The following is a 24,115-nucleotide window of genomic DNA, read 5'->3' on the forward strand; positions in this document are numbered from 1 at the left end:
TTTGTGTAAACTATTAGACCTTTTGCTCTGGGCAAAAGGTCTTTTTTGATATGGTGAGTTAGGAGGCAATCATGGGACAAGTTAGCTTGCATGGCAAACATCTATTGGGTTTGCAGAATGTGTCCGCGGAAGAAATCAGATTGATTTTGGATGTGGCGAAGAAGATGAAGAAGGTCGTCCTGTCTGATGATAAGAAGATGCCGTTTTTGAAAGGGAAATCTATCGTTAATCTCTTTATGGAACCCAGTACACGGACCCGCAGTTCTTTTGAATTAGCCGGTAAATATCTGGGTGCTGATGTCATCAACATTACGCCGAGCGGCTCGTCCATGGGCAAGGGTGAAAGTTTCCGCGATACATTGCTCACATTGGCCTACATGGGAACGGATGCTATCGTAATGCGTCATAGCGCAGAAGGGGCGCCTTTGTATGCCACAAAGGCGGTAGATCCTATCATCATCAATGCAGGTGACGGGGCGCATGAACATCCTACGCAGGCTCTACTCGATATGTATTCCATATTGGAGAAAAAAGAGTCCATCGAGGGTCTGAAGATCGTTATCCTCGGGGACATCATGCATAGCCGCGTTGCAAGATCCAGCATTTACGGCCTCACAAAAATGGGGGCGGATGTGCATCTGGCCGGTCCTCGCACCATGGTATATCCGGAATTTGCGAAAATGGGGGTCACCGTTCATCACGATGTGCGTGAGGCCGTTGCCGATGCGGATGTAGTCAATGTACTTCGCATTCAGCTGGAACGTATTCACTCCGCTTTATATCCGACTAACCGTGAATATGCGCGTATTTTCGGTATCAACCAGGATGTATTAAAATTGGCAAAGGATGATGTCATGGTTATGCATCCGGGGCCGATGAATCGAGGTCTTGAAATTGCTCCTGATGTAGCTTATTCGGATCAATCGGTAATTCAGGAACAGGTACGCAACGGCGTAGCGATTCGTATGGCGGTATTGTACTTAACAATTCATGGAGGTGACGGTAGTGAGCTTGCTTATTAAGAATGGTACGGTAGTTAATCCGGCAAAACAACAACATGAAGTAGCGGATGTTCTCGTGAAAGATGGTAAAATTGCGGCCATCGGTCAAAATTTAAGTGCAGACGGTGCCGAAGTATATGATGCGACAGGTCTCATTGTAGCACCCGGTCTTATCGATATTCACACACATTTACGCGAACCCGGTCAGGAAGCGAAGGAAGATTTTCATTCCGGTACGCAGGCGGCGGCAGCCGGCGGCTTTACCCGGGTCGTAACGATGGCGAATACAACGCCTGTTGTAGATAATGCGGCCCTCGTGAGAGGTTTGAAAAAACAGGCGGAACTGACCGGTGTCGTGAAGGTTGAATTTATCGGCGCCGTTTCCAAAAATCTTGAAGGTAAGGAATTGGCGGAACTCGGTGATATGGCGGAAGCGGGCGTCGTTGCGTTCTCCGATGACGGTCACTACGTAGAAAATGCGGCATTTATGCGCCGCGCTTTGGAGTACTCGTCCATGTTCGACAAGATTGTTATCGATCATGCGGAGGATATTACGTTGACGAAAAACGGTCATATGCATGAAGGTTTTGTATCCTATGAACTGGGTGTTATCGGTCGACCTGCGGTAGCGGAGGATTTGGCCGTAGCCCGCGATATCTTATTGTCTGAAATGACGGGCGGTCATATTCACATCGCTCATGTAAGCAGTAAGAACACCGTGGACATGGTGCGCCGTGCAAAGGCTAAAGGCCTCAATGTAACCTGTGAAGTGACGAGCCAACACTTGTCCTTTACGGATGAATATTTACGGGATTATAATCCCGCTTTCAAAATGGCGCCGCCAATCCGATCGGAAGATCATCGTCAGGCCCTCTTGGAAGGCTTAAAAGACGGCACCATCGATGCGATTATTACAGACCATGCACCGCATGCGTTTGAAGAAAAAGACCACGAGTTCTGCTGTGCGCCGAATGGTTTCAGCGGCCTTGAAACATCGTTGGCCGGCGTTATTACGAATGCATACGGTTCTGATAAACTCAGCATCGATCAGGTCGTGTACCACATGAGTACGCGCCCGGCGGAATTGATGCGTCTTGATGCGGGTGTTCTTGAAGTCGGTAAACCGGCAGATATTACCGTGTTCAGTGATACAGAAACCTGGACGGTAGATCGCAATCAATTCTATACAAAAGGTAAGGTCAGCCCATTTGACGGTATGACCGTTACGGGCAAGGCTAAACTCACCGTAGTGGATGGTGAGATTGTTATGAAGGAGGGCGTAGTCCTAAGATGAAAGGCAAGTTAGTACTCGAAGACGGATCCGTATTTGAAGGGTCCTTGTTAGGTGGCGCTCCTACGGTAGGTGAGGTCGTGTTCAACACAGGTATGACCGGATATCAGGAAATTCTGACAGACCCGTCCTATGCGGATCAAATTATTACATTGACCTATCCCTTGATAGGTAATTACGGCACATTAAATGCTATTACGCAGGGGCCTAAACCGTATTGTAAAGGCTTTATTGTCGGTGAACTGTGCGATTTTCCGTCCAACTGGCAAAATGAAGGCCTGTTTAGCGAATATCTTCGTCTACATGGCATTCCCTGCCTTTATGATGTGGATACGCGTGCGATTACTCGTACTATCCGTAATCATGGTGTAATGAAGGGCATTCTGGTACGCGCCGATTATCCGATGGAGGATATTGAAAAATTCTTTAAACAGGAATTGCCCACCGATCAGGTCATGCGAGTTACTACGAAGTGGCAGGGTATGCGCGGCGATAAAAATGCCGAGTTCCACGTTGCCGTTATGGATTACGGTGTGAAAGAGAATATCCTTCGTTCTCTGGAGGCGGCGGGATGTCGTCTCACCGTATTCCCGGCTGATTCCAAGGCGGAGGAAGTACTGGCCGTGAATCCGGACGGTATCTTCCTGTCAAATGGACCCGGAGATCCTAAGGATCTCGGCTATGCGGTGGAAGAAGTCAAAAAAATGTTCGGTAAGAAGCCGATTTTCGGTATCTGCATGGGGCATCAGGTATTGGCGCAGGCCTATGGCGGTTCTACGTTCAAATTAAAATTCGGACATCGCGGGTCGAACCATCCTGTACAGGACCTTCGGACCGGACGCGTATATATTACATCTCAAAATCATGGCTTTGCCGTAGATGATACGACATTGCCTGATGATGTGGAGGTGACGCATCGCAGCGTAAATGACGGGACCGTAGAAGGTATGCGTCACAAGACCTTGCCGATTTTTTCTGTTCAATACCATCCGGAAGCCTCTCCGGGACCGACAGATAATTTATATTTGTTTGATGAATTTGAAGATATGATGAGAAAGGGACGATAATATGACCACAGAAGCAAAAAAGGTACTCGTAATTGGTTCTGGGCCAATTATCATCGGCCAGGCGGCGGAGTTTGATTACGCCGGTACACAGGCCTGTCGTTCCCTTCGTGAAGAGGGCTACAAAGTAGTCTTGGTTAACTCCAATCCGGCTACGATTATGACGGATACGGATATTGCGGACCGCGTATACGTGGAGCCTATCAGTCTTGAATTTGTTACAGAGGTCATTAAAAAGGAGCGTCCTTGGGGGCTCTTGGCGACATTAGGCGGTCAGGTGGGACTTAATATGGCCGTACAACTGTCCGAAGCGGGTGTTTTAAAAGAATACGGCGTGCAGTTGCTCGGTACCACATTAGAGGCCATTAAACAGGCGGAAGACCGTGAGCTCTTCAAGGAAGCGATGAAGGAAATCAATCAACCGGTTCCTGAATCGGACATTTTTAACGACCTTGAGGAGGCCGTAGCTTTTGCGAACCGTATCGGTTATCCGATCATCATTCGGCCGGCTTATACATTGGGCGGTACCGGCGGCGGTATTGCACACAATGAAGATGAAATGTATGAAATTACACGTCGCGGTTTGAAACTTTCACCAATCCATCAGATCCTGGCGGAACGTTCCGTTGCGGGCTGGAAGGAAATCGAGTACGAAGTGATGCGCGACAGTGCGGATAACTGTATCATCGTATGTAACATGGAAAACATCGACCCTGTAGGCGTGCACACGGGCGATTCCATCGTCGTGGCGCCAAGTCAGACTTTGAACGATATTCAATACCAGATGCTTCGTACCGCATCTGTAGATATCATCCGTTATCTGAAAATCGAAGGCGGTTGTAATGTACAGTATGCGTTGAATCCGAACAGCAACGAGTACATCGTTATCGAGGTAAATCCTCGTGTATCCCGCTCCTCCGCGTTGGCATCCAAGGCGACGGGCTACCCCATTGCAAAGGTGGCTGCAAAGATCGCGGTCGGTATGACACTTGATCAGATTACGAATGCTGTAACAGGTGAAACCAAGGCGTGCTTTGAACCGACGCTTGACTACGTGGTAACCAAATTCCCGCGTTGGCCTTTTGAAAAATTCAATTTGGCTGACCGAACATTGGGGACTCAAATGAAGGCGACCGGCGAGGTTATGGCCATTGACCGTTCTTTGGAAGGTTCTCTGCTGAAGGCGATCCGTTCTCTGGAAATCGGATTAGACCATATCGAACTTAAAAAGATCGCCCACGAATCTATGGAGCAATTGATTGAACGTTTGCATCTTGTAGATGATGAACGCATCTACGTTGTAGCCGAAGCACTCCGCAAGGGCATCAGCGTAGAAAAAATTCACTATATTACAAAAATTGATAAATTCTTCATTGAAAAAATCAAGAATATCATAACTGTAGAAAAAGCGTTAGCTGAAAACGGTTTGACCGAGGACGTGTTGCGTAAGGCAAAACGCTACTCCATGACCGACTCCGTCATCGCCCGTTATGCACATACGACAGCGGACGAAGTACAAGCGAAACGCAAGGAATGGAATATCGTTCCTACTTACAAATATGTAGATACATGTGCAGCCGAATTTGAAGCGCACACGCCATACTACTACTCTGCATATGCAACAGAGGATGAGGTGCGGCCTCTAGGGGATAAATCCGTTGTGGTTCTCGGTTCCGGTCCGATCCGCATCGGTCAGGGCGTGGAATTTGATTACTGCTCCGTGCATTCCTCCTGGGCGCTTCGCAAGGCGGGCTATAAATCGATTATCATCAACAACAATCCGGAAACCGTTTCAACCGACTTTGATACATCCGATTCTCTATACTTCGAGCCGTTAACCGTGGACGATGTAATGGAAATCATCAAAAAGGAAAATCCTATCGGCGTAATCGCTCAATTCGGCGGTCAAACGGCGATTAACTTGGCGGGACCGTTGGCTGAACGGGGTGTAAAAATCCTCGGCTCCTCCGTGGACAGTATCGACATGGCGGAAGACCGTGAACGCTTTGATGAATTGTTGGCGAAACTTGGCATCTCCCGTCCTGTAGGGGCTCTTGTGACGTCCGATGAAGAGGCGCAAGCGGCGGCTAAGAAATTGCAATATCCGTTGATTGTCCGTCCTTCCTATGTGTTGGGCGGTCGTGCGATGGAAATCGTATATAACGATAAAGAACTCGACGTATATATGAAAGAAGCCGTAGTCGCTTCGAAGGAACATCCGGTTCTCATCGACCGTTACATGGTCGGTATGGAGGTAGAGGTTGACGCTATTTCCGACGGTACCGATGTATGTATTCCGGGGATTATGGAGCAGATCGAACGCGCCGGTGTTCACTCCGGTGACTCCATGGCCGTATATCCGACACAACATCTGAGTCAGGATATCATCGATCAAATTGTTGATTATACACGTCGTATCGCAATCGGCCTCAATGTTAAGGGTGTCCTTAATATTCAATATATCGTGGCTGACGGCACATTGCATGTTATCGAGGTGAATCCTCGTTCCAGTCGTACGGTGCCGTTCATTTCCAAGGTTACAGGCATCAATATGGTGGAATGCGCGACGCGTATCGCCCTCGGTGAAAGCTTAAAGGATTTAGGCTTGCCGCTAGGTCTCGTTCCGAATAAACCATATGTGGCCGTAAAAGTGCCGGTCTTCTCGTTCTCCAAAATGGGGCTCGTAGAAATCGCTCTCGGTCCTGAAATGAAGTCCACCGGTGAAGTTATGGGTATCGGTCGTACGTACTCGGAGGCATTGTTTAAGGCTATCAACGGCGCTAATATGCGTATTCCTGAGGACGGTACGATTCTTATGACCGTTGCGGATCGCGATAAAGAGGAAGCCAGTCAGTTGGCAAAAGGCTTTATCGAATTGGGTTATCATATCGAAGCGACGGGCGGTACGGGTAAATACTTTAAAGACCATGGCGTTGACTGCAAGGTGGTTAATAAAATCTCCGAAGGCAGTGATAACTGTGCGGATCACATCCGTCAGGACAAGGTTGACCTTGTGCTCAACACATTGACGGCAGGTAAACGTCCTGAACGGGAAGGCTTTCAGTTGCGTCGTCTCGCCGTAGAAATGGGGACACCTTGCTTAACAAGTCTCGATACGGCTCGTGAAGTATTGCGTGTTGTGGCAAATCGTAAGAATAATGCAAATTATAATGTAGAGGCATTACAGGATTTTGAATTGGAGTAAAACATGAGCGGTTATGTGGAAAAGGGCGAAGTCGTTCGCAATGAGCAGATAGGTTCCGATGTATGGATTATGAATGTCCATGCACCGAAACAGGCGGCGGAGGCCAAGGTGGGGCAGTTCTGTAATGTGCGTGTTACAGATTCTACGGCACCGTTGTTGCGTCGTCCTATCAGCTATGCCGGATTTGATGCGGAAAAAGGAATAATTACCCTTTTGTACCGCGTCGTAGGTGCGGGAACGGATATTATGACTCGTCTCGTGCCCGGGGATATTCTGGACTGTCTGGGGCCTTTGGGTGAACCCTTTATAACGTCCGAGAATATGCTTCTCGTAGGCGGTGGTGTCGGTATTGCACCGATGCTGTGCATCGCTTCTCATCTGAACGCGGATGAAGAGGCGCAGGTGATTTTAGGCTTCAGAAATGAATCGGAAACATTTTGGGCGGATCTGTTTGCCGATACGCCCGTGAAAGTACATATCACAACTGATGACGGCAGTGTCGGTACGAAGGGCTTTCCGACGGCTGTCATGCCTGAACTGATCCGTGCGAATACCTTTACATCCGTCATGACCTGCGGTCCTACGCCGATGATGAAAGGTGTTGCCCAGGTGGCGCGCGATCTTTCCGTGCCATGCCAGGTTTCATTGGAAGAGCGCATGGGTTGCGGTACCGGCGGTTGTCTCGGTTGTGCTTGTGACGGGGCAGGAGGTAAACGCTACAAAGTATGTAAAGACGGTCCCGTATTCCCCGCTGAGGAGGTGTTCTTTTAATGAGTGAACGCGATTTAAATAACACTGTTAGACCAAATCCGAAGCTTGCCGTGGACTATTGCGGAATTAAGATGAAGAATCCTGTTATCGCCGCATCCGGTACATTCGGGAACGGACCGGAATATGCAGGCTATCTGGATCTCAGTAATGAGGTAGGGGCCATTTCCGTTAAAGGATTGACCCCGAAGGGACGCCACGGTAATCCGGGGACCCGCATTTCGGAAACGCCGTCCGGCGTGTTGAACTGTATCGGACTTGAAAATCCAGGTGCGGAGCATTTTGTATCGGATGTTCTGCCTACCTTGAAGCAATACGATGTGCCGTTATTGGCGAATATGTCCGCCGGAACCATCGAGGAATTCGCCTGGATGGCGGAGACCCTTTCCGTAGACGGTATTGCCGGTCTTGAAGTCAATGTATCCTGTCCGAATGTCGCTTGTGAAGGCATGGCTTTCGGTGTCGATCCGAAGGTGGTGGAGCAGGTGACGAAGGCGGTTCGTAAGGTGACGAACAAGCCGGTTATTGTAAAACTTTCACCTAATGTTACGGATATCGTGGAAATCGCAAAGGCCGTCGAAGCAGGCGGCGGCGACGGGGTGAGCCTCATCAATACACTCTTGGGTATGGCTATCGATATTCATCGTCGTAAACCGGTGCTGGGGAATATCTATGGAGGACTCTCGGGGCCTGCCGTAAAACCTGTGGCACTTCGCATGGTGCATCAGGTCTATAAATCCGTGAACATTCCGATTATCGGTTTGGGCGGCATCATGACGGGAACGGATGCCGTCGAGTTCATGATGGCCGGTGCCTGTGCCGTTCAGGTGGGAACCGCCACCATGGTGGATCCGACGGCAATCGGACGGATTGCACGAGAAATGGGCGATTATGTAGAACGATATAACCTGAACAGCATCAGCGATATCGTCGGGGCTGTTCATGATGCTTAAACCGGAAATTTTGGGCATAACAAAAGACCTAGTATATAATGTACTAGGTCTTTTATTATCCTCATATCGTCTGGCTTAGGATTAATTAATCGGCGAATGCTGTTATACATAGGCTTTATAGAAGTCGATAAATTGTTGCGCCACAGGGGAAAGCGAGTGTCCTTTAAGAGTAATGAATGCCTTTTTAAAGTCCCCTGAGAATTCAGGTAATTTAATACGAGCCATTTTGCGGTGGTTGATCATTTCCTTCGCATCCATCGGAACGAGTGATACGGTACGTCCAGAAGATGCCCATTCGATGGCGGAACTTTTGGTGGTCGTAATAGCGATAGCGTTCAGTTGCGTCATGTCTGTCAGGCTTGATTGTATAATCATACGTACCGAGCCGCCTGAGAGCGAGAGAGGACATTTTTTGATGTCATCCCATGTGATTGTATCGTGTTCTCGATCGGTCCAGAATACATCGCGTCGGAATATAGCATATAAATGTTCCTCCTGCGTGAGGAGAATGTCAAATTTGTCAGTATCGACCATTTGAATATTGGCTATGCCCAGCTCGGCACTGCCGTTGATGAGTTGGCTCACAACATTTGTCATGAGTCCTTCGTAGATTTCAAAGTGTACCGATGGATATTTTATGGAAAAAGCCGGCAAGTACTGTTGTACAATCGGCGTAGATCGGGAGGCGGACGTTGCGATACGCAATGTGCCCTCAATGCGTGAATTTAACTGCTGAACCGCATTGTACGTGGATTCTTCAATCGAGCATAGTTGCTGCGCTTTTTCATAGAAAATCTTGCCTGCATCGGTGAGCTGTAAATTAGTTCCTCGTTGTCCCCGTTTGATATTGATGAGCTGCGCTCCGAACTCAGCCTCTAAATACTTTAACTGTTTACTTAAAGCGGGCTGTGTAATATGCAGAATTTCTGCAGCCTGTGTCATATTGCCAGTTTGAACGAGGGTAATAAAGTTGTGGTAATAAGATGTATCCATGTAATCTCCCTATTATACATAAAACAGATAATAAAAATTTATAACTGACAAAACAATCGTTATTTCACATTTTACAGAAAGCTATATATACTATACAGCAGAAACGAGATACAAAACAAAATCAATATAAAAAGTTTTGTTTATCTCATCAAAATTTTTAATGCGTTTCTGTGAGCAAGAAAGTGGGTACTATTATGGGCGTAGTAAAAAGAACTTTAAAACAGGCAATGCGTAATTGGGAAGCACGTAAGTTAATGACTGCACACAATTCCGTTAATCGTAAAAAACAATTGGAACGGGTATGGCCTCATCCGTTGACTTCCGAAAAACGTCGTCAACTAGGGCAGGGTGTTTTAAGTTTAGGTCGCCATAGCGGCTAATCATTACATTTGATTTTGTATCAGCTGTAATCGTTTAGTTTAACGGCAGTACCACTTCAATAGAATCTAATATTTCGCAAGTTGCAGCTCCATGACTGAGGTCTTGGAGCTCTTTTTGTACCCGCTCCATATCATCAGGGGGCACTAAAATCGTCAATGTTACCTGTTCGTTGAATAAGGCATCATAATGGAACTGTTGATCCTGTAAATATCGTTCTATTGCACCATATAAAGGGTAATCAATCGTCACCTGCAGTTGTGCTCGTGTCGTATGCAGTTCTTTCGGTGCAAGACGCAATGTTTCCGCAACGGAGTGTGAATATGCCCGAATCAAACCGCCTGCACCCAATTTTATGCCGCCGAAATAGCGTGTGACCACGACGGCCACGTTTGTAATACCCGTTTTCTTGAGTACTTCCAACATCGGTTTACCTGCCGTGCCGGACGGTTCTCCGTTATCGGAGGAACGTTGTTGTTCCTGTTTCGGGCCGATGGCAAAGGCCGTGCAGTTGTGGCGGGCATCCCAGAATTCCTTGTTAATGCGGGCGATAAATTTTTGTGCTTCGGTCTCCGTCGTACAAGGAGAGACGGTCGTAATAAAACGTGACTTTTCAACTATATACTCGTGACGGAATTCTTTGGCGACAGAGGTAAACTCCATGGTAGGGATCGTTGATTCTGACATATATTCACCTCCTTAAGAATCAATCTATATATTTATTCATTCATCATCACTTTATTATAATCTATTTATGAAGACTATGTATAGGCTGAAAGAATAACCCTGTATATTTAGTAGGATATTGACTAAGTGAGAATCTGTGTTATTATAAAATTACAATTAATTATATGTAAGCATATATTCATTTAATGTGAATACCGTTATAGATAGAAGAAAGAAGTGTATATATGAGCGGCAGAAAACAAGAGTTTGATATTACGGGGATGCACTGTGCGGCCTGCGTCAAGCGGGTTGAAAATGTGGTGTCCAAGGTTGACGGGGTAGCCTCCGTGAAAGTCAATCTGTTGACGCGTAAGGGCAGTGTGGAATATGCGGACGGCGCAAACGTAGAACCGCAACAGATTATCGATGCCATTACAAATATCGGATTTGGAGCGACTGAAGCGGATGAAACAAAACAGGAAATTGAAAAGGTGAATTTAAAACCTCATATCATCCGACTTGTCATAGCCGCATGTATGGCGATACCGATGATGATTAACATGACATTGCATCGCTTCGGATTTGAGGCTTTACCGGTATGGGTGGAGTTTGTCCTTGCTACTATTGCTCAGTTCGGACCGGGACTCATGTTCTATAAGAGTGCGTGGAGCGCTGTCAAAAATGGGGCGCTTACCATGGATGTTCTCGTGGTGATGGGCACATCGGTGGCGTATCTTTTCAGTATTTATAACTGGCAATTTCATCCGGAATTGGGGGCTCACGGCATCTACTTTGAAACCTCCGCATGGCTTATCACATTTATCCTCCTCGGTAAACTGTTAGAGGAAATCGCGAAAGGCCGTACATCTGAGGCTCTTCAGAAATTGATCGCCTTGCAACCGGCGACGGCTCACGTATTGCGGGACGGGGAATTCGTGGATATCCCCGCATCAAAGGTCGTGGCCGGAGATGTGGTTCAGGTGCGGGCCGGTGAAAAAATTCCTGTAGACGGCATTGTGACGGACGGTTACTCTACCGTGGATGAGGCGATGCTCACCGGTGAAAGCTTGCCTGTAGAAAAACAGGTCGGATCCGAGGTCATCGGGGCTACGATTAACTTGAGCGGTGCTTTTACAATGGAAGCGAAACGCATCGGTTCCGATACGATGCTGTCTCAAATCATCAAGGTCGTGGAGGAAGCGCAAACATCGAAGGCGTCGATACAACGTATTGCCGATGTGGTGGCACAATATTTCGTACCGACCGTTATCGGCCTTGCCGTATTGACCGGTTTGGTATGGTATTTTATCATGGGCGACAGCCTCAATGTGGCTCTTATCAATGCGACGGCTGTTCTCGTCATCGCCTGCCCATGCGCCTTGGGCCTTGCGACACCGACATCGATCATGGTCGGATCCGGACTTGGGGCGGAGTATGGCGTTCTCATTAAAAGTGCGGAATATCTTGAAAAAGCGGGGAAACTGAATGCGGTCGTTATGGATAAGACCGGCACACTCACACAAGGTGTTCTCGATGTGACGGCTTTCAAAAATTATAGCGGCGATGAAGCGCGCAATATGAATCTCATGATGAGCCTTGAACAAGGTACATCGCATCCGATTGCGAAGGCTATGGTGTATTACGGTGAGGATCGTGGCTATAAGTCCGGTGTAGAACTGGAATCCTTTGCAGATGTGCCGGGAAAAGGTTTACAAGGCTCATATCAAGGTGTGTCCGTCCAGCTGGGGCATAGTCGCTGGATGACGGAATTAGGCTATGATTTGAGTGCTGTTGAAGAGGATATACTCATTTATGAATCGCAGGGGGCCTCCGTTTCGTTGTTGGCCGTAAACGGTGTGATTACCGCACTTTGGGCCGTAGAGGATGAGTTGCGTCCTGAAACCGTTTCCGTAGTGAAAGAATTACAATCTCAAGGTATCAAGGTATGGATGCTTACGGGCGACAATCGACGTACTGCGGAATACATTGCGAAACAGGCGGGGATTTCCCATGTCATCGCAGAAGTATTACCACAGGACAAGGCAAGCAAGGTCAAAGAATTACAAGATAAAGGCCTCGTGGTCGGTATGGTCGGGGACGGCATCAATGATGCGCCGGCCCTTGTGACGGCGGATATCGGGTTTGCCATCGGCAGCGGTACGGATATCGCTGTAGAAGCGGCGGATATCGTTCTCGTACGAAATGATTTACATACACTGGTGCAGGCCGTACGCCTCAGCCGCAAGACCATGACGAATATTAAGCAAAACTTGTTCTGGGCGTTGATTTTTAACTGTATCGGTATTCCGTTGGCCGCTGTGGGGGCTTTAAATCCTATGATTGCCGGTACGGCGATGGCGTTCAGCTCTGTAACGGTCGTAAGTAATTCGCTTCGTTTAAAACGGGCTAAGATATGAGCCGGAGAACGATGTGGGGATAGGATATGCTTCATATGCCGATGAGATTACTTTAATAAAGAACACCTATGCGACTGTCGGTCTTAATGATCGAATGCAATCGCATAGGTGTTTTTAATTCCTATGAACTCGGTATTTTTAGAGCGTGTATGATTTGGTATACTGAATATAGTTAATAATAGGATAATTATATAAAAAGAGAGGCGTTTACATATGAAATTAAATACCCGTGATATTGTATATATCGGTTTTATCGCAGCTCTATGTGCCGTAGCTACGACGATACGCGTTGAAATTCCCGGCGGTGCCATGGTGCATCTCGGATCGGCGGCGCTTTTTACGACGTCTATTTTATTCGGCGGTTTGTATGGCGGCCTGGGCGCAGCGATCGGGTCGGCTTTATTTGATCTATTCGGCGGACATACGCAATACATCGTATTTTCCTTTTTTATCAAGGGGATAGCCGGATTTATCGTAGGCGGAATGACAGCCGGTTATTTGCCGCCGTCTGTCAATAAACCGATGGCGTCCTTCGGGCGCATTCTCGTGGCACTTATCATCGGTGCTCTTTGGACTGCATTTGGCTATTTCCTTGCTTGGTGGTTTGTTCTTGAAAGCGCCGTTGTGGCGGCAAGCAAGATTCAATACTCCTTGATCACCAGTGCGGCAGGGATTGTTGTCGCCATTGTGTTGACTCCGAAACTACAGGCTGTAGTGCGGAGATTGTTTACGAAAAATTAATCATATGAATGATTTAAACTTGTTACTTTGATTCTCTATAAATATATTAATATTGTTAATGTGTTATTATTGTAACTATAAAGGGAAAGATTTTTATAAAGTATTTAATGGGTGTAAATGTGAAAAAATTTTTTTTGATAATTAGTATATTTATGATATTGTTGTTAGTTTATCAAAATAATAATATTTTAGGTTCTATAAGATTATATGAGAAATTACATAATCCCTCTTATGTAGAATATGTACATTGTGATGATGTTTTAAATAAAGCGATTTCTAAAAATGAAAATTATGAATCGGTTTCTAAATATATGAGTGAGGAGATTTACAATAATTTGTCTATCAAAACTAAATCTTTTTACGAACCTAATCAGAAATGGAATCAAAAAATATATGTTATTAATCAAGCGAAGGATTTGATAGATGACAAAATCATATATGTCGATTTTATTTTGTATGATGATCAAGATGAGTTGGTTAAATATGTTAGCATATGTAGAGTTAGTGTATTAAATGATAATGGAGACTGGAAGATAATAGATTATATACAATCAACAAAACCGTCTCATGATGATTATATTGGGACTGTATATAATTTTATGTTGCCTTAATATAATTAATCGTATTTTTGCTTTAATGTTTTATCTCATTGTTGATAAGTTAATTAAATATGTTTGAATAGTGATTTTGATATTATAAGGTGTTTGAGAAGTTATAAGTGAAATTTTAGACATGTATATTAATGAGAATAGAAGGTTATCATGGAAGTTATAGGGCTGGATCATATTGTGATTACAACTGCTGATATTAATCGTTGTATTCATTTCTATGGTGATATAATTGGCATGGATGTTGTACACCGTGACGGACGTTATGCAATTTATTTCGGTAATCAGAAACTTAATATTCATACTAAACCGGCGGAATTTTTACCGGCAGCTGCCAATCCTACTAACGGTAGCCTAGATATTTGTTTCATTGTAGATGAGGATATATCATCCGTAAAAAAAGAGATTGAGCGTAAAGGGTACCCTATTGAGTTAGGCCCCGTTGTTCGACATGGCGCACGAGGCGAAATGCAAAGTATTTATCTGAGAGATCCGGATGGGAATTTGGTAGAGCTTTGTCAATATGGAAAATGATGACGTTAGAGTAAATATATATAGTACAATTAGATGTGTTAAGTAAATTTACTTGACACACGATTTTTTTTACTGTATCATATGTAAAGCAATATAACTTGACAGTGATGGAGGTGGCCAAATGGAGGAACGAGTACTCATAAGTTTGCTCTTGGATTTCTACGGGCCCTTGTTGACGGACAAGCAGCGGTTGTCCTTGCAGCTTCATCATGAAGATGATATGTCTCTCGGCGAGATTGCCGAGGAACTGGGTGTGTCGCGTCAGGCCGTACACGATAATTTACAGCGGGCTCGACACATCTTGAATGAATATGAAAGTAAATTACATTTGGTGGCGCAATATGAAGCGCGTGAGCAGGTGCTGAAAGAATTAAAAAGTACGTTGCCCACGGATGTGCTTTCACAACCGCGGGTACAACAGTTATTGACGCAAATGGAGGGATAATATGGCATTTGATAGTTTATCGGAAAAGCTGCAAGACGCCTTCAAATCCTTAAAGGGGAAGGGCAAAATTACAGAAGACGATGTCAATCTTGCGTTGCGTCAGGTGCGAACGGCTCTTTTAGAGGCGGACGTTAACTTCATGGTGGCAAAGGATTTTGTTAAATCCATTAAAGAAAAAGCCCTCGGTGAAGAGGTATTCGGTTCCCTGAATCCGGCTCAAACGGTTATTAAGATCGTAAATGATGAGTTGACGGAGTTATTGGGCGGTACGCAAAGTCGTATCATGATTTCCAGCAAACCGCCGACGATTATCATGTTGGTCGGTCTGCAAGGTGCCGGTAAGACGACGACGGCCGGGAAGTTAGCCGTATACCTTCGCAAGCAAGGTAAGCATCCGATGCTCGTAGCGGCCGATGTATACCGTCCGGCGGCGATTACGCAGTTACAGGTGGTCGGTAAACAGATCGATATTCCTGTCTTTGCGGATGAAACTCCGGGTGCTGACCCGGTGGATATCGCTCGTCGCGCTGTGGAGCAAAGCACGCATATGTTAAAGGATGTTGTTATCATCGATACAGCAGGTCGCCTGGCGATTGATGAGCCTTTGATGCAGGAACTGTCCAATATCAAAGCGGCTGTCCGACCTCATGAAATCCTGCTTGTTGTGGACTCCATGATCGGTCAGGATGCGGTGTCGACGGCTCAGACATTCAATGAAAAATTGGGCGTTGACGGTGTTATTCTCACAAAACTCGATGGCGATGCCCGCGGTGGTGCGGCATTATCCATCAAGGCTGTAACGGGCTTGCCGATCAAGTTCACCGGTGTCAGCGAGAAGATGGATGGATTCGATGTATTCTATCCGGATCGTATGGCTTCCCGTATTCTCGACCTGGGCGACTTTAAAACACTGATTGAAAATGTGCAAGGCGCCATCGACGAGGAAGAAGCCCGTGAAATGGCCAAGAAAATGGCAAAAAACAATTTCACCTTGGATGACTTCCTGAAACAGATGAATCAGGTGAGAAAGTTAGGGCCGTTGCAGAATATCATCGGCATGTTGCCGGGCATGGGTCAGGTTAAGGATCAATTAAAGGATCTTGATCTGAACAGTAAAGAGGTGCGTCGCATAGAGGCCATCATAACATCCATGACCGCAGCGGAGCGGGAGAATCCGAACATACTCAACGGATCCCGTCGCAAGCGTATCGCGAAAGGTTCGGGTACACAGGTACAAGATGTAAATCGTTTGTTGAAACAATTTGAAGAAGCGCGGAAGATGATGAAGCGCATGAAAGGGTTACGAGGCGGTAAGGGCGCTTTACCTAAGATGCCTAAATTACCGTTTATGTAATACATGGACAGGGGCGCTGAACCTGTCCAGTCATATCAGTATAAGGAGGTGAATTTCACATGTTAAAAATTCGTTTGACTCGTTTAGGTGCTAAAAAGGCTCCTTTCTACCGTATCGTAGTTGCTGATTCCCGTGCTCCACGTGAAGGCCGTCCTGTTGACACAATCGGTCAATATGATGCTACAAAGAATCCGGCTATCGTTAATGTAGACGAAGAAAAAGCTTTGGCTTGGTTAGCTAAAGGTGCTCAGCCTACTGACACTGTTCGCTCCTTGTTCAAAAAAGAAGGCGTTATGCAAAAATTTGCTGACGCTAAAAAGTAATTAATAGAAAGGCATACTGCGATGGTAGAATTAATTTCATTAATTGCAAAATCATTGGTGAAGCAGCCTGATGCCGTTTCTGTTACCATGGTTCAAAAGGGCAATATAGAGGTTTATGAACTTCACGTTGCCCCGGAGGATATGGGCAAAGTTATCGGAAAACAAGGACGCATAGCAAAGGCCATACGTTCCGTTGTTAAAGCGGCGGCTATTAAAGAGAACAAAAAAATATCTGTTGATATTGTGTAAAAGGGAGTAATCAGAATGGAAGAAATAACATTACGTGTCCCTGTAGCAGTAAAAGCAAAAGTAACAGAAGACTTGAAAGCGAAGATTACAGCAGATCTTGAAACTCGCCTGGATATGGTGAATAAAGATTTGGAACAAATCGAGTTTCAGGCGCAACGTATTTTAGCTGATGCGGCTAAAGTTGATGCCACAAGTCTTACTGCGATTCGTCAACAAATCGACGAAGAGAAAAACAAACGCTTGGCTTTCAAAGAAGAAGTAACAGCTAAATTGAAAGAGGCTCAAGAATTAAGCTTGGGAACTGAAATTACTCAAGGCACATTGGAGCAAACGGTTACCGTTAAACTCGGGGATGATTTGGATGCCTTGATGGGCGCTGAAATCCTATTAGAAGACGGTAAAATCGTTGCGTTTCGTCAATAATGAAGCATAACGATTTCATCACAATAGGTGTTATCATCGCCCCGCACGGCGTGCGGGGTGATCTTCGTATTATGCCTCGAACCGACTTTCCTGAGCGGTTTATGAATATGGATGCCTGTTACATCGATGGTAAAGAATACCACGTTGCATCCGCCCGCTTTCACAAGCAATATGTATTAGCATCCTTTAAGGAAATTCCGGACCGTAATGCGGCTGAATTATTCAGTAAGAAAGAAATTCAAGTTCGCCGTGAGGATCTGGTGGAATTGCCTGAGGGTCGTTATTACATTTTTGATATTATCGGTCTTGAGGTACAAGATACAAAGGGAAATGTGCTCGGCACGGTGACTGATGTGTTGCAGCCCGGTGCTAATGATGTATATGTGGTTTCCAAAGAAGGGGAACCGGATCAATTGTTTGCGGCTATAGAGGATGTTATTAAGGACATCGATATGGACCGACAGTTGATGATCGTAGATCCGCCTGAATGGATATAATCCTTTGGGCGGCTTTGCTTTATCCATATATAGGTGTTTTATGGTGAAAGCAGACTGTATGAGGCTGCACAATCATCGGCTATATGGTCAATACATCATGAAATAGCTATATGTAGATAGAGTATAATATTATGATAGAGTATGTAGATGGACGCCTTAAAGGGTGTGTATGAAGTATATGTATAATCGAAGGTATAAGCTGATTCAAGGAAATCTTATATGAATTTGACGTACATTAAATCTTGTGTGTATTGATAAAGGGGGCACCATGAGAATCGATATCGTATCATTATTTCCCGAATTTTTTGATGCCTTTTTTAGTCATTCCATCATCAAGCGGGCTATCGAGGCGGAACGGTTATCCATGGGCGTGACGAATCCTCGAGAATTCAGTCATAATAAACATGGCCAGGTGGATGATACGCCATACGGTGGCGGGGCGGGTATGCTCATGATGGCGCCTCCTATTTTTGAGGCTGTTGAATCTGTTATCGGTACCTATGAAAGTAAATTTAATGCCCTTAATCTCATTGATCGTGCTGAAGTTTGTGATGAAATGAGTTTGATCGGAACTCCGAATAAAGATATACGTCGTCGCATCGTATTCATGGGGCCTACCGGCATTCCGTTTACACAGGAGAAGGCACGCGAATTGGCAACATATGATCAACTTGTACTCGTATGCGGACATTATGAAGGTGTCGATTATCGCGTGGAAGAGCATTTAGTGGATGAAACGATTTCTATAGGTGATTATGTACTGACGGGTGGCGAACTGCCGGCGATGGTAGTAGCGGATGCGGTGGCGCGTATGATTCCGGGCGTTCTCGGCGCGGCCGGAGGCGCTCAGGAGGATTCCTTTTATGAGCCTTTGTTAGAAGCACCGCAGTATACGAAGCCACCGGAGTTTAGAGGTTGGACGGTTCCGGATGTGTTGCGAAGCGGTCATCATAAAAATATCGCCGCATGGCGTCAAAAGGAATCGTTAAAGCGAACCCGTCTGTTGCGTCCCGATTTGTTAGAACGGCCGTTAACAAAAGAAGAGCGTAAGATTTTAAAAGAAATTATGGCGGAAGAATCGGAACAGCTGTCTGATTAAGCGATCAGCTGTAGTGAACAATTTTAAATGAATTTGTTAGGGCTACTCTGGCGAGGTTGTTTATGGAGTTTAATTGTTATGATGTCCTGGAGGTTCAGGGCAGTCGTTATATAATTACTGAAAAAATTAAATATGTTGAGATTATTCCGAAAGCGGATCAGGAGCAGTCTTACAAAGCCAAGCCGTCTATGCAAAAGTCACCCGGTGATTATTGGCATGAATATGGACTCGAGGCTGTAGAGGGGACGGATAAAATATGGGTAACCATTGAATATAATGATAATGAATGGTGCACCGTTTCTAGAACGAGCTATCATAAACGACCGGGAAAGGGTTTTACGTTACATCAAATCGGCTTAGAAAAGGTTGTCGAGGTTGATGGCGAAAGTGGTGCCTCTGTGGGTGATCGGGCCGGGTATAAGGAATATCAATTGCCTTGTGAAGGCGGCGCCGGCGTATTTTTTGAAGAAAATTGGTTCAAAGGGGAAAAAATGTTTGCCGAAGGGGCTCGTGTGCCTCTGATGAATATTCGTCTCTGTAATGATGCGGCAGCTGTTGCTATAAGAGAAAAGAAGCGTAATAAGCGTTTAAAGAAACGGATAGGTGCATTGGCTGCTGGACTAGGGTATGGTGTACTATTTACGCTCTTCCTTGTCGGTTCCGACCATGACCTTTCATGGCATGGTATACGTAGTACATTTGGATTCCCATATACCGTAAAGGAACATATGAGTGATACCTCCGCGTATTATACGAAGACGGATTCGGACAGTGGAGACGTGTATACTTCGAATTTAGACCCTGTCAGTACCGCATTAGATTTGATTGACTCCGTGCAGGGGGATATCAGAAATGAGGGTGATGACTTACAAGAAGGGCATGAAGTCATTGTATTTTATTCAGAAGACTCCGCGTATATTATCACCAATACGGATGGACAGACGCGCGTTAAGGTGTGTGATCAGTCGAAATTGACACAGGAGGATCAAAGTATCATCAATCGCACTGTATCAAAGGGGCATACACTTGACTCCTATGCGCTCATAATCCGACAACGGGACAGTCGAGGCCGTGACAGCTTATATAATACAGGCACAGCCAACACATCGAGTAATACATTGAACTCGAATGTGAAGTTACGATATTAGGAGGTTTACCATGATTTATATATCTGATGTATTATTGACGATTTTTTACGCTTGTTTTGGTATTTTATTGATGTTGACCGCCAATACAGTTATCGATTTCTTTGTACCTGGTAAATTCAGTGAAGAAATCAAGCGCGGCAACTGTGCTGTAGCATGGCTTTCAGCGGGTTCATTTATCGGTATCGGTGAAATATTGCGCTCCGTTATCATGTCGCCTGCGGTGACCACTGCGGATACCTCTTTGCTGCATGGTGTGGTAGCAAGTATCGTGTATGCCGTGCTCGGTATCGTGCTATTTGTAACCGGTTATGTGTTTATTAACTTGTGGCATCGTAAATATAATTTATCTGAAGAGATTATGCGTGGTAACACGGCTGCCGGTATCCTCGTATTCGGCATTTTTGTAGGTCTTGCCCTCGTTGTCAGCGGTGCTGTGCACTAAGGGAGTGTCCTATGTATAAGCCTAGTAAGAAAACGATATACATAACGAGTGCCTTTGCCGCTGTTGCGGGTATCGTCGGTGTGTATTCATACTGGAATGATATCTCTTATACTGTTTGTGATAAAGTCTACCCGGAAGCGAATGAAGGAGAGGTTCGATTAAAGGATAATCAGGGAAATCGCTATTCTTTATTGAATCATGGAGATGGTAAAGAAACAGCTTTATATGATGACGATCGTTCCGTCACCTTTCACCGTGATAATAGCGGGAATCTAGTATGGGATGCGGGCCTGGCAGGGCTTTTACCTGGTATTGCGGCAGGGTATTATGCATTTCACGGTTTTAATGCCCCGCAAGCTCGAATGGATGCAAAAACTATGACCTATCGCGTGGCGGCACCGTTAAAACCTTATGAGGAACCCTATGTATATACGGCATCCGGATCGAATGTGCACAGTTCCGTTGGGCGAAGGATCTATAAAGACTATGAAAATCGCAGAAGCAAGAAAGCGGCCTCGATAGGTCAGAAATCCGGTTTTGGCAGTGCCGATGTTCGTTCCTCCGGCAGTTCATAATGGAGGGCGATAGTATGAAGTCGTATATTGACGAGCTTGATACCGCTATATTGCCATTTGTAGATTATGAAGGCTATGATGACCGTTATCCGGCTCTTTCGGCACAATTCTTTTCATCTGAGTTCTATGATGAAATACGTCATGCATCGCGCATGTTATTCCAGATATTCTGTAAGGCCGCCAAGGTGTTCCAGCAGGCTCCTGATGAGTTTGCCCTCAATATGGATATGCCGGAAAATCTGATTCCCTATCTTCATCGATGGAATCCATTGGGCTTGCCTACGTGGTTATCTCGATTTGATTTCGTACTTGATACACGGGGGCGATTACGCATGGTGGAAATCAATGCGGATACGCCTTGCTTTTTGATTGAAAGTTATTATGCAAACGGGGTGGCGGCTCGCTTTTCTGATAAATCGGATCCTAATATAGATGCCCGTTATGAATTAGAATGTTTCTTGCGCCATGTGTACCAGGCGACGTCTCGTGAAAATCATAATACGACAAATCTCGTTAAAGAAAATCCTTTTGTATTTGCCTGTTTTCATGATTATATAGAAGATTTCGGGACTACCAGGTTCCTTATGAATGCTATGAAAACCGCCTGCTCTGAGGCGGATGTACGATTTTTATCATTTTATGATATGGTCATTGATGATGCCGGTATTCTGTTACCTGATGGCCGTCATGCAACGAATCTTTACCGATTGCATCCGATGGAACTTTTGATTGATGAAACTACACCGGACGGAGAACCGTTAGGTGAAATGTTTCTGGATCTGTACAATGAAGGAAAGTTTAACCTGTTCAATCCACCGGAGGCGATTATATTGCAGAATAAGTCGTTTATGTCCCTGGTGTATGCTTTATATTTAACGAACCAATTTTTTACAGGGCCCGAGCGAGAAATTATAGAACGTTATCTGACTCCGTCCTATTTTGAAAGTGATTTCTCAGCCCTTGATGATGGACTTTATATTCAAAAGGAAATTTGGGGGCGTGAAGGGCGACATGTACAAGTCGTCCGGAAGCGCGGGGCTGAAGCTGAGCTTCATATGGAAAAGTTCGTAGATAATTATGATGATATAGTCTGTCGTGACAGTAAAAAGGTTATGTATCAGGATTTTGTAAATCAGAAACATTTTACTCACACCGTGGACAGTGGTGTTAAAGAGGGCTTTTTAACGCTGTCTTGCTTTATGCTGGGGGATAGAGCATCGGCTGTAGGTTGCCGTTTTTCACCCGAGGAAATTGCGGGTACAGAGGCATATTTTGTACCGCTCTTAGTAGAATAAGCTTTTATTATCTAAATATAATAGATAATAAATGTTATTAATGTTATTTGATACTTAGACGATTTTTTTGAACCAATACACCCTTTTTTTGATTTCTAGGAGTATAAGGCTTTGGCTAATTTATATATCGGTCTCGTTCATTATCCCATTATGAATAAGCATAAAGAGGTGATTACGACGGCCATTACGAATTATGATATTCACGATATTGCACGGGCGGCTATTACCTATGATGTATCTAAATATTTTGTAATCCACAATATACCGGCGCAACGAGAACTGGCCGCAACGATTATGGAACATTGGAAAACCGGCTTCGGCAGTACCTATAATCCTGATCGGAAGGATGCTTTCACAGGTGTGGAACTCGTCAATTCTATTGCCGTTGCGGTGCGTAGCATCGAGGAAATTGAAGGTGTGAAACCGATTGTGGCCACGACCGACGCGCGTACGTATGATAATACAATTACCTATGCGCGTATGAGGGAACACCTTGAAAATGAGGCGCGCCCTGTGTTAGTATTATTTGGTACCGGTTATGGTATGACAAAAGAAACGATGGAAAGCTTTGACTATATTTTGGAACCCATATATGGCCACGGTGAATACAATCATTTATCCGTGCGTAGTGCCGTATCGATTATTCTTGATCGGTTGCGGGGTGAAGCATGGTGGAATAAATAGGAGGCATCTATGTCAGGACATTCTAAATGGGCAAATATTAAACATAAAAAAGGTAAGACCGATGCGTTAAAGGCTAAAATGGCTACGAAAATTGGACGTGAAATCACTGTTGCGGCACGCATGGGCGGTGCAGATCCGACGGGTAATATGCGCTTGAAATTAGCACTTCAGAAAGCTCGTGAAAATAACATCCCTAAGGATAATATTCAACGTGCTATCGATAAAGGCGTAGGCGCAACGGATATGAACGCTTACGAGGAAATCGTATATGAAGGCTATGGGCCTGCCGGTGTTGCCGTTACCGTTGAGGTGATGACGGATAACCGCAACCGCGCCGCTGCAGATGTGCGTCATGCGTTCTCTAAACAGGGCGGTAATCTTGGTGAAAGCGGCTGTGTAGGTTGGATGTTTAAGTCTAAAGGGGTCTTCGTTATTGACAAGGAAGGTCATGACGAAGACGAACTGACGTTGCTCGCTCTTGATGCGGGTGCAGAAGACCTTAAGGCGGAAGATGACGTATTCGAGATTTATACAACACCGGAAGATTTTGATGCGGTGGAAGCGGCTCTTGCGGATGCGGGCATCGAAACAGAAGTGGCGAAGATTACGATGATTCCGGATACGACTATTGAATTGTCCGGCGATGATGCGGTAAAAATGCAGAAGATGCTCGATGTACTCGATGATCTCGATGATGTGCAGAACGTATATCATAATGGTATTTTGCCGGATGATGAAGAAGAATAATAATATACAGTCAGAACTATAGTCTTTACACATAGATAGTAGATGGCTATAAACAGCCCCCTAATGGTAGATTCAAATCGGTCTTTCATTAGGGGGTTGTTTACTAACCAAGGTTAATTGTTTATTATTTTATGTGCTTAGTTGTACAAGTATTAACCATCTTCCATTTTATGGTGTGGGTCATACGTTAAATTTAATGGAGAAAATTTGATTTT

Annotated in this window: 26 protein-coding genes; 24 read left to right on the plus strand and 2 right to left on the minus strand. The window is 45.2% G+C overall.

Annotated features, from left to right (window positions below; all coding sequences use genetic code 11):
* Positions 1-71 precede the first annotated feature (71 nt).
* Genes CKV62_RS02870 through CKV62_RS02895 form a run of 6 tightly spaced genes read left to right on the plus strand, consistent with a single transcriptional unit; the run spans position 72 to position 8,282 of the window.
* Positions 72-1,022 carry an aspartate carbamoyltransferase catalytic subunit gene (locus CKV62_RS02870; RefSeq protein WP_095065572.1) on the plus strand — a complete coding sequence of 317 codons (951 nt, stop codon included), beginning with the start codon at positions 72-74 and terminating at the stop codon, positions 1,020-1,022.
* Complete coding sequence (locus CKV62_RS02875) at positions 1,006-2,295, plus strand: dihydroorotase (protein ID WP_095065574.1); 1,290 nt, start codon at positions 1,006-1,008, stop codon at positions 2,293-2,295. The genes CKV62_RS02870 and CKV62_RS02875 overlap by 17 nt, the downstream gene beginning before the upstream one ends.
* Positions 2,292-3,359, plus strand: coding sequence for a glutamine-hydrolyzing carbamoyl-phosphate synthase small subunit (carA, locus tag CKV62_RS02880; RefSeq protein ID WP_095065576.1), 1,068 nt, complete (start codon positions 2,292-2,294; stop codon positions 3,357-3,359). Before CKV62_RS02875 ends, carA begins: the two co-directional genes overlap by 4 nt.
* A 1-nt stretch (position 3,360) precedes the next feature.
* The gene (carB, locus tag CKV62_RS02885) at positions 3,361-6,561 is read left to right on the plus strand and encodes a carbamoyl-phosphate synthase large subunit (protein WP_095065578.1); all 3,201 of its coding nucleotides are present in this window, start codon (positions 3,361-3,363) and stop codon (positions 6,559-6,561) included.
* Positions 6,562-6,564: 3 nt separating this feature from the next.
* Positions 6,565-7,332 (plus strand): dihydroorotate dehydrogenase electron transfer subunit, encoded by a 768-nt coding sequence (locus tag CKV62_RS02890; RefSeq protein WP_095065580.1) that lies wholly within the window; start codon positions 6,565-6,567, stop codon positions 7,330-7,332.
* Positions 7,332-8,282: a dihydroorotate dehydrogenase gene (locus CKV62_RS02895; protein ID WP_095065582.1), complete on the plus strand. Its 951-nt coding sequence runs from the start codon at positions 7,332-7,334 to the stop codon at positions 8,280-8,282. The genes CKV62_RS02890 and CKV62_RS02895 overlap by 1 nt, the downstream gene beginning before the upstream one ends.
* Before the next feature lie 102 nt (positions 8,283-8,384).
* Here CKV62_RS02895 and CKV62_RS02900 read toward each other — a convergent pair whose 3' ends face one another.
* The gene (locus CKV62_RS02900; RefSeq protein WP_095065584.1) at positions 8,385-9,275 is read right to left on the minus strand and encodes a LysR family transcriptional regulator; all 891 of its coding nucleotides are present in this window, start codon (positions 9,273-9,275) and stop codon (positions 8,385-8,387) included.
* A gap of 194 nt (positions 9,276-9,469) precedes the next feature.
* On the opposite strand from CKV62_RS02900, the gene CKV62_RS02905 reads away from it, so the two are divergent.
* On the plus strand, positions 9,470-9,655 hold the full coding sequence (locus CKV62_RS02905) for a hypothetical protein (protein ID WP_038116948.1): 186 nt from the start codon (positions 9,470-9,472) through the stop codon (positions 9,653-9,655).
* Between the two features lie 34 nt (positions 9,656-9,689).
* Here the strand turns inward: CKV62_RS02905 and CKV62_RS02910 are convergent, their stop codons facing one another.
* Complete coding sequence (locus CKV62_RS02910; protein WP_095065586.1) at positions 9,690-10,340, minus strand: YigZ family protein; 651 nt, start codon at positions 10,338-10,340, stop codon at positions 9,690-9,692.
* A gap of 224 nt (positions 10,341-10,564) precedes the next feature.
* On the opposite strand from CKV62_RS02910, the gene CKV62_RS02915 reads away from it, so the two are divergent.
* The 17 genes from CKV62_RS02915 to CKV62_RS02995 all read left to right on the plus strand — a co-directional run bounded on the left by CKV62_RS02915 (position 10,565) and on the right by CKV62_RS02995 (position 23,900).
* Entirely contained in the window at positions 10,565-12,736 is a 2,172-nt protein-coding gene (locus CKV62_RS02915; protein ID WP_095065588.1) for a heavy metal translocating P-type ATPase, read from the plus strand.
* A gap of 213 nt (positions 12,737-12,949) precedes the next feature.
* Positions 12,950-13,477: an ECF transporter S component gene (locus tag CKV62_RS02920; RefSeq protein WP_095065590.1), complete on the plus strand. Its 528-nt coding sequence runs from the start codon at positions 12,950-12,952 to the stop codon at positions 13,475-13,477.
* Positions 13,478-13,596: 119 nt separating this feature from the next.
* Positions 13,597-14,088 (plus strand): hypothetical protein, encoded by a 492-nt coding sequence (locus tag CKV62_RS02925; protein ID WP_157728912.1) that lies wholly within the window; start codon positions 13,597-13,599, stop codon positions 14,086-14,088.
* Positions 14,089-14,238: 150 nt separating this feature from the next.
* Positions 14,239-14,619, plus strand: a complete 381-nt coding sequence (locus CKV62_RS02930) for a VOC family protein (RefSeq protein ID WP_095065595.1) — start codon at positions 14,239-14,241, stop codon at positions 14,617-14,619.
* Between the two features lie 121 nt (positions 14,620-14,740).
* A complete protein-coding gene (ylxM, locus tag CKV62_RS02935; protein WP_038116936.1) occupies positions 14,741-15,064 on the plus strand; it encodes a YlxM family DNA-binding protein in 324 nt (107 codons plus the stop codon).
* Between the two features lies 1 nt (position 15,065).
* Entirely contained in the window at positions 15,066-16,418 is a 1,353-nt protein-coding gene (gene ffh / locus CKV62_RS02940; RefSeq protein WP_095065596.1) for a signal recognition particle protein, read from the plus strand.
* A gap of 59 nt (positions 16,419-16,477) precedes the next feature.
* Positions 16,478-16,741 (plus strand): 30S ribosomal protein S16, encoded by a 264-nt coding sequence (rpsP, locus tag CKV62_RS02945; protein WP_038116931.1) that lies wholly within the window; start codon positions 16,478-16,480, stop codon positions 16,739-16,741.
* Between the two features lie 21 nt (positions 16,742-16,762).
* A complete protein-coding gene (locus CKV62_RS02950; protein WP_038116928.1) occupies positions 16,763-16,990 on the plus strand; it encodes a KH domain-containing protein in 228 nt (75 codons plus the stop codon).
* Between the two features lie 15 nt (positions 16,991-17,005).
* Positions 17,006-17,413: a YlqD family protein gene (locus CKV62_RS02955; RefSeq protein WP_038116924.1), complete on the plus strand. Its 408-nt coding sequence runs from the start codon at positions 17,006-17,008 to the stop codon at positions 17,411-17,413.
* Entirely contained in the window at positions 17,413-17,910 is a 498-nt protein-coding gene (gene rimM, locus CKV62_RS02960) for a ribosome maturation factor RimM (RefSeq protein ID WP_095065598.1), read from the plus strand. Before CKV62_RS02955 ends, rimM begins: the two co-directional genes overlap by 1 nt.
* A 268-nt stretch (positions 17,911-18,178) precedes the next feature.
* A complete protein-coding gene (gene trmD / locus CKV62_RS02965; RefSeq protein WP_095065600.1) occupies positions 18,179-19,009 on the plus strand; it encodes a tRNA (guanosine(37)-N1)-methyltransferase TrmD in 831 nt (276 codons plus the stop codon).
* 62 nt (positions 19,010-19,071) lie between these two features.
* A complete protein-coding gene (locus CKV62_RS02970) occupies positions 19,072-20,157 on the plus strand; it encodes a hypothetical protein (RefSeq protein WP_095065602.1) in 1,086 nt (361 codons plus the stop codon).
* Between the two features lie 10 nt (positions 20,158-20,167).
* Entirely contained in the window at positions 20,168-20,599 is a 432-nt protein-coding gene (locus CKV62_RS02975; protein ID WP_095065604.1) for a DUF350 domain-containing protein, read from the plus strand.
* Between the two features lie 11 nt (positions 20,600-20,610).
* Positions 20,611-21,174, plus strand: a complete 564-nt coding sequence (locus CKV62_RS02980; protein WP_095065606.1) for a hypothetical protein — start codon at positions 20,611-20,613, stop codon at positions 21,172-21,174.
* A 14-nt stretch (positions 21,175-21,188) separates the two neighbouring features.
* On the plus strand, positions 21,189-22,469 hold the full coding sequence (locus CKV62_RS02985; protein ID WP_095065608.1) for a glutathionylspermidine synthase family protein: 1,281 nt from the start codon (positions 21,189-21,191) through the stop codon (positions 22,467-22,469).
* Between the two features lie 111 nt (positions 22,470-22,580).
* Entirely contained in the window at positions 22,581-23,153 is a 573-nt protein-coding gene (locus tag CKV62_RS02990; protein ID WP_095065610.1) for an RNA methyltransferase, read from the plus strand.
* A gap of 9 nt (positions 23,154-23,162) precedes the next feature.
* The gene (locus CKV62_RS02995) at positions 23,163-23,900 is read left to right on the plus strand and encodes a YebC/PmpR family DNA-binding transcriptional regulator (RefSeq protein WP_038116900.1); all 738 of its coding nucleotides are present in this window, start codon (positions 23,163-23,165) and stop codon (positions 23,898-23,900) included.
* The last annotated feature ends 215 nt before the right edge of the window (positions 23,901-24,115 follow it).

Source organism: Veillonella rodentium (genome assembly GCF_900187285.1).
In the GTDB taxonomy this organism is placed as follows: Bacteria; Bacillota; Negativicutes; order Veillonellales; family Veillonellaceae; genus Veillonella; species Veillonella rodentium.

Coding starts and splice junctions, on each gene's coding strand:
- ylxM (WP_038116936.1), top strand. CDS start 14,741: ATGGAGGAACGAGTACTCATAAGTTTGCTCTTGGATTTCTACGGGCCC.
- CKV62_RS02890 (WP_095065580.1), top strand. CDS start 6,565: ATGAGCGGTTATGTGGAAAAGGGCGAAGTCGTTCGCAATGAGCAGATA.
- CKV62_RS02910 (WP_095065586.1), bottom strand. CDS start 10,340: ATGTCAGAATCAACGATCCCTACCATGGAGTTTACCTCTGTCGCCAAA.
- carB (WP_095065578.1), top strand. CDS start 3,361: ATGACCACAGAAGCAAAAAAGGTACTCGTAATTGGTTCTGGGCCAATT.
- CKV62_RS02900 (WP_095065584.1), bottom strand. CDS start 9,275: ATGGATACATCTTATTACCACAACTTTATTACCCTCGTTCAAACTGGC.
- CKV62_RS02985 (WP_095065608.1), top strand. CDS start 21,189: ATGAAGTCGTATATTGACGAGCTTGATACCGCTATATTGCCATTTGTA.
- CKV62_RS02915 (WP_095065588.1), top strand. CDS start 10,565: ATGAGCGGCAGAAAACAAGAGTTTGATATTACGGGGATGCACTGTGCG.
- rpsP (WP_038116931.1), top strand. CDS start 16,478: ATGTTAAAAATTCGTTTGACTCGTTTAGGTGCTAAAAAGGCTCCTTTC.
- CKV62_RS02975 (WP_095065604.1), top strand. CDS start 20,168: ATGATTTATATATCTGATGTATTATTGACGATTTTTTACGCTTGTTTT.
- ffh (WP_095065596.1), top strand. CDS start 15,066: ATGGCATTTGATAGTTTATCGGAAAAGCTGCAAGACGCCTTCAAATCC.
- CKV62_RS02995 (WP_038116900.1), top strand. CDS start 23,163: ATGTCAGGACATTCTAAATGGGCAAATATTAAACATAAAAAAGGTAAG.
- CKV62_RS02905 (WP_038116948.1), top strand. CDS start 9,470: ATGGGCGTAGTAAAAAGAACTTTAAAACAGGCAATGCGTAATTGGGAA.
- CKV62_RS02920 (WP_095065590.1), top strand. CDS start 12,950: ATGAAATTAAATACCCGTGATATTGTATATATCGGTTTTATCGCAGCT.
- CKV62_RS02955 (WP_038116924.1), top strand. CDS start 17,006: ATGGAAGAAATAACATTACGTGTCCCTGTAGCAGTAAAAGCAAAAGTA.
- CKV62_RS02930 (WP_095065595.1), top strand. CDS start 14,239: ATGGAAGTTATAGGGCTGGATCATATTGTGATTACAACTGCTGATATT.
- CKV62_RS02980 (WP_095065606.1), top strand. CDS start 20,611: ATGTATAAGCCTAGTAAGAAAACGATATACATAACGAGTGCCTTTGCC.
- rimM (WP_095065598.1), top strand. CDS start 17,413: ATGAAGCATAACGATTTCATCACAATAGGTGTTATCATCGCCCCGCAC.
- CKV62_RS02970 (WP_095065602.1), top strand. CDS start 19,072: ATGGAGTTTAATTGTTATGATGTCCTGGAGGTTCAGGGCAGTCGTTAT.
- CKV62_RS02870 (WP_095065572.1), top strand. CDS start 72: ATGGGACAAGTTAGCTTGCATGGCAAACATCTATTGGGTTTGCAGAAT.
- CKV62_RS02950 (WP_038116928.1), top strand. CDS start 16,763: ATGGTAGAATTAATTTCATTAATTGCAAAATCATTGGTGAAGCAGCCT.
- carA (WP_095065576.1), top strand. CDS start 2,292: ATGAAAGGCAAGTTAGTACTCGAAGACGGATCCGTATTTGAAGGGTCC.
- trmD (WP_095065600.1), top strand. CDS start 18,179: ATGAGAATCGATATCGTATCATTATTTCCCGAATTTTTTGATGCCTTT.
- CKV62_RS02895 (WP_095065582.1), top strand. CDS start 7,332: ATGAGTGAACGCGATTTAAATAACACTGTTAGACCAAATCCGAAGCTT.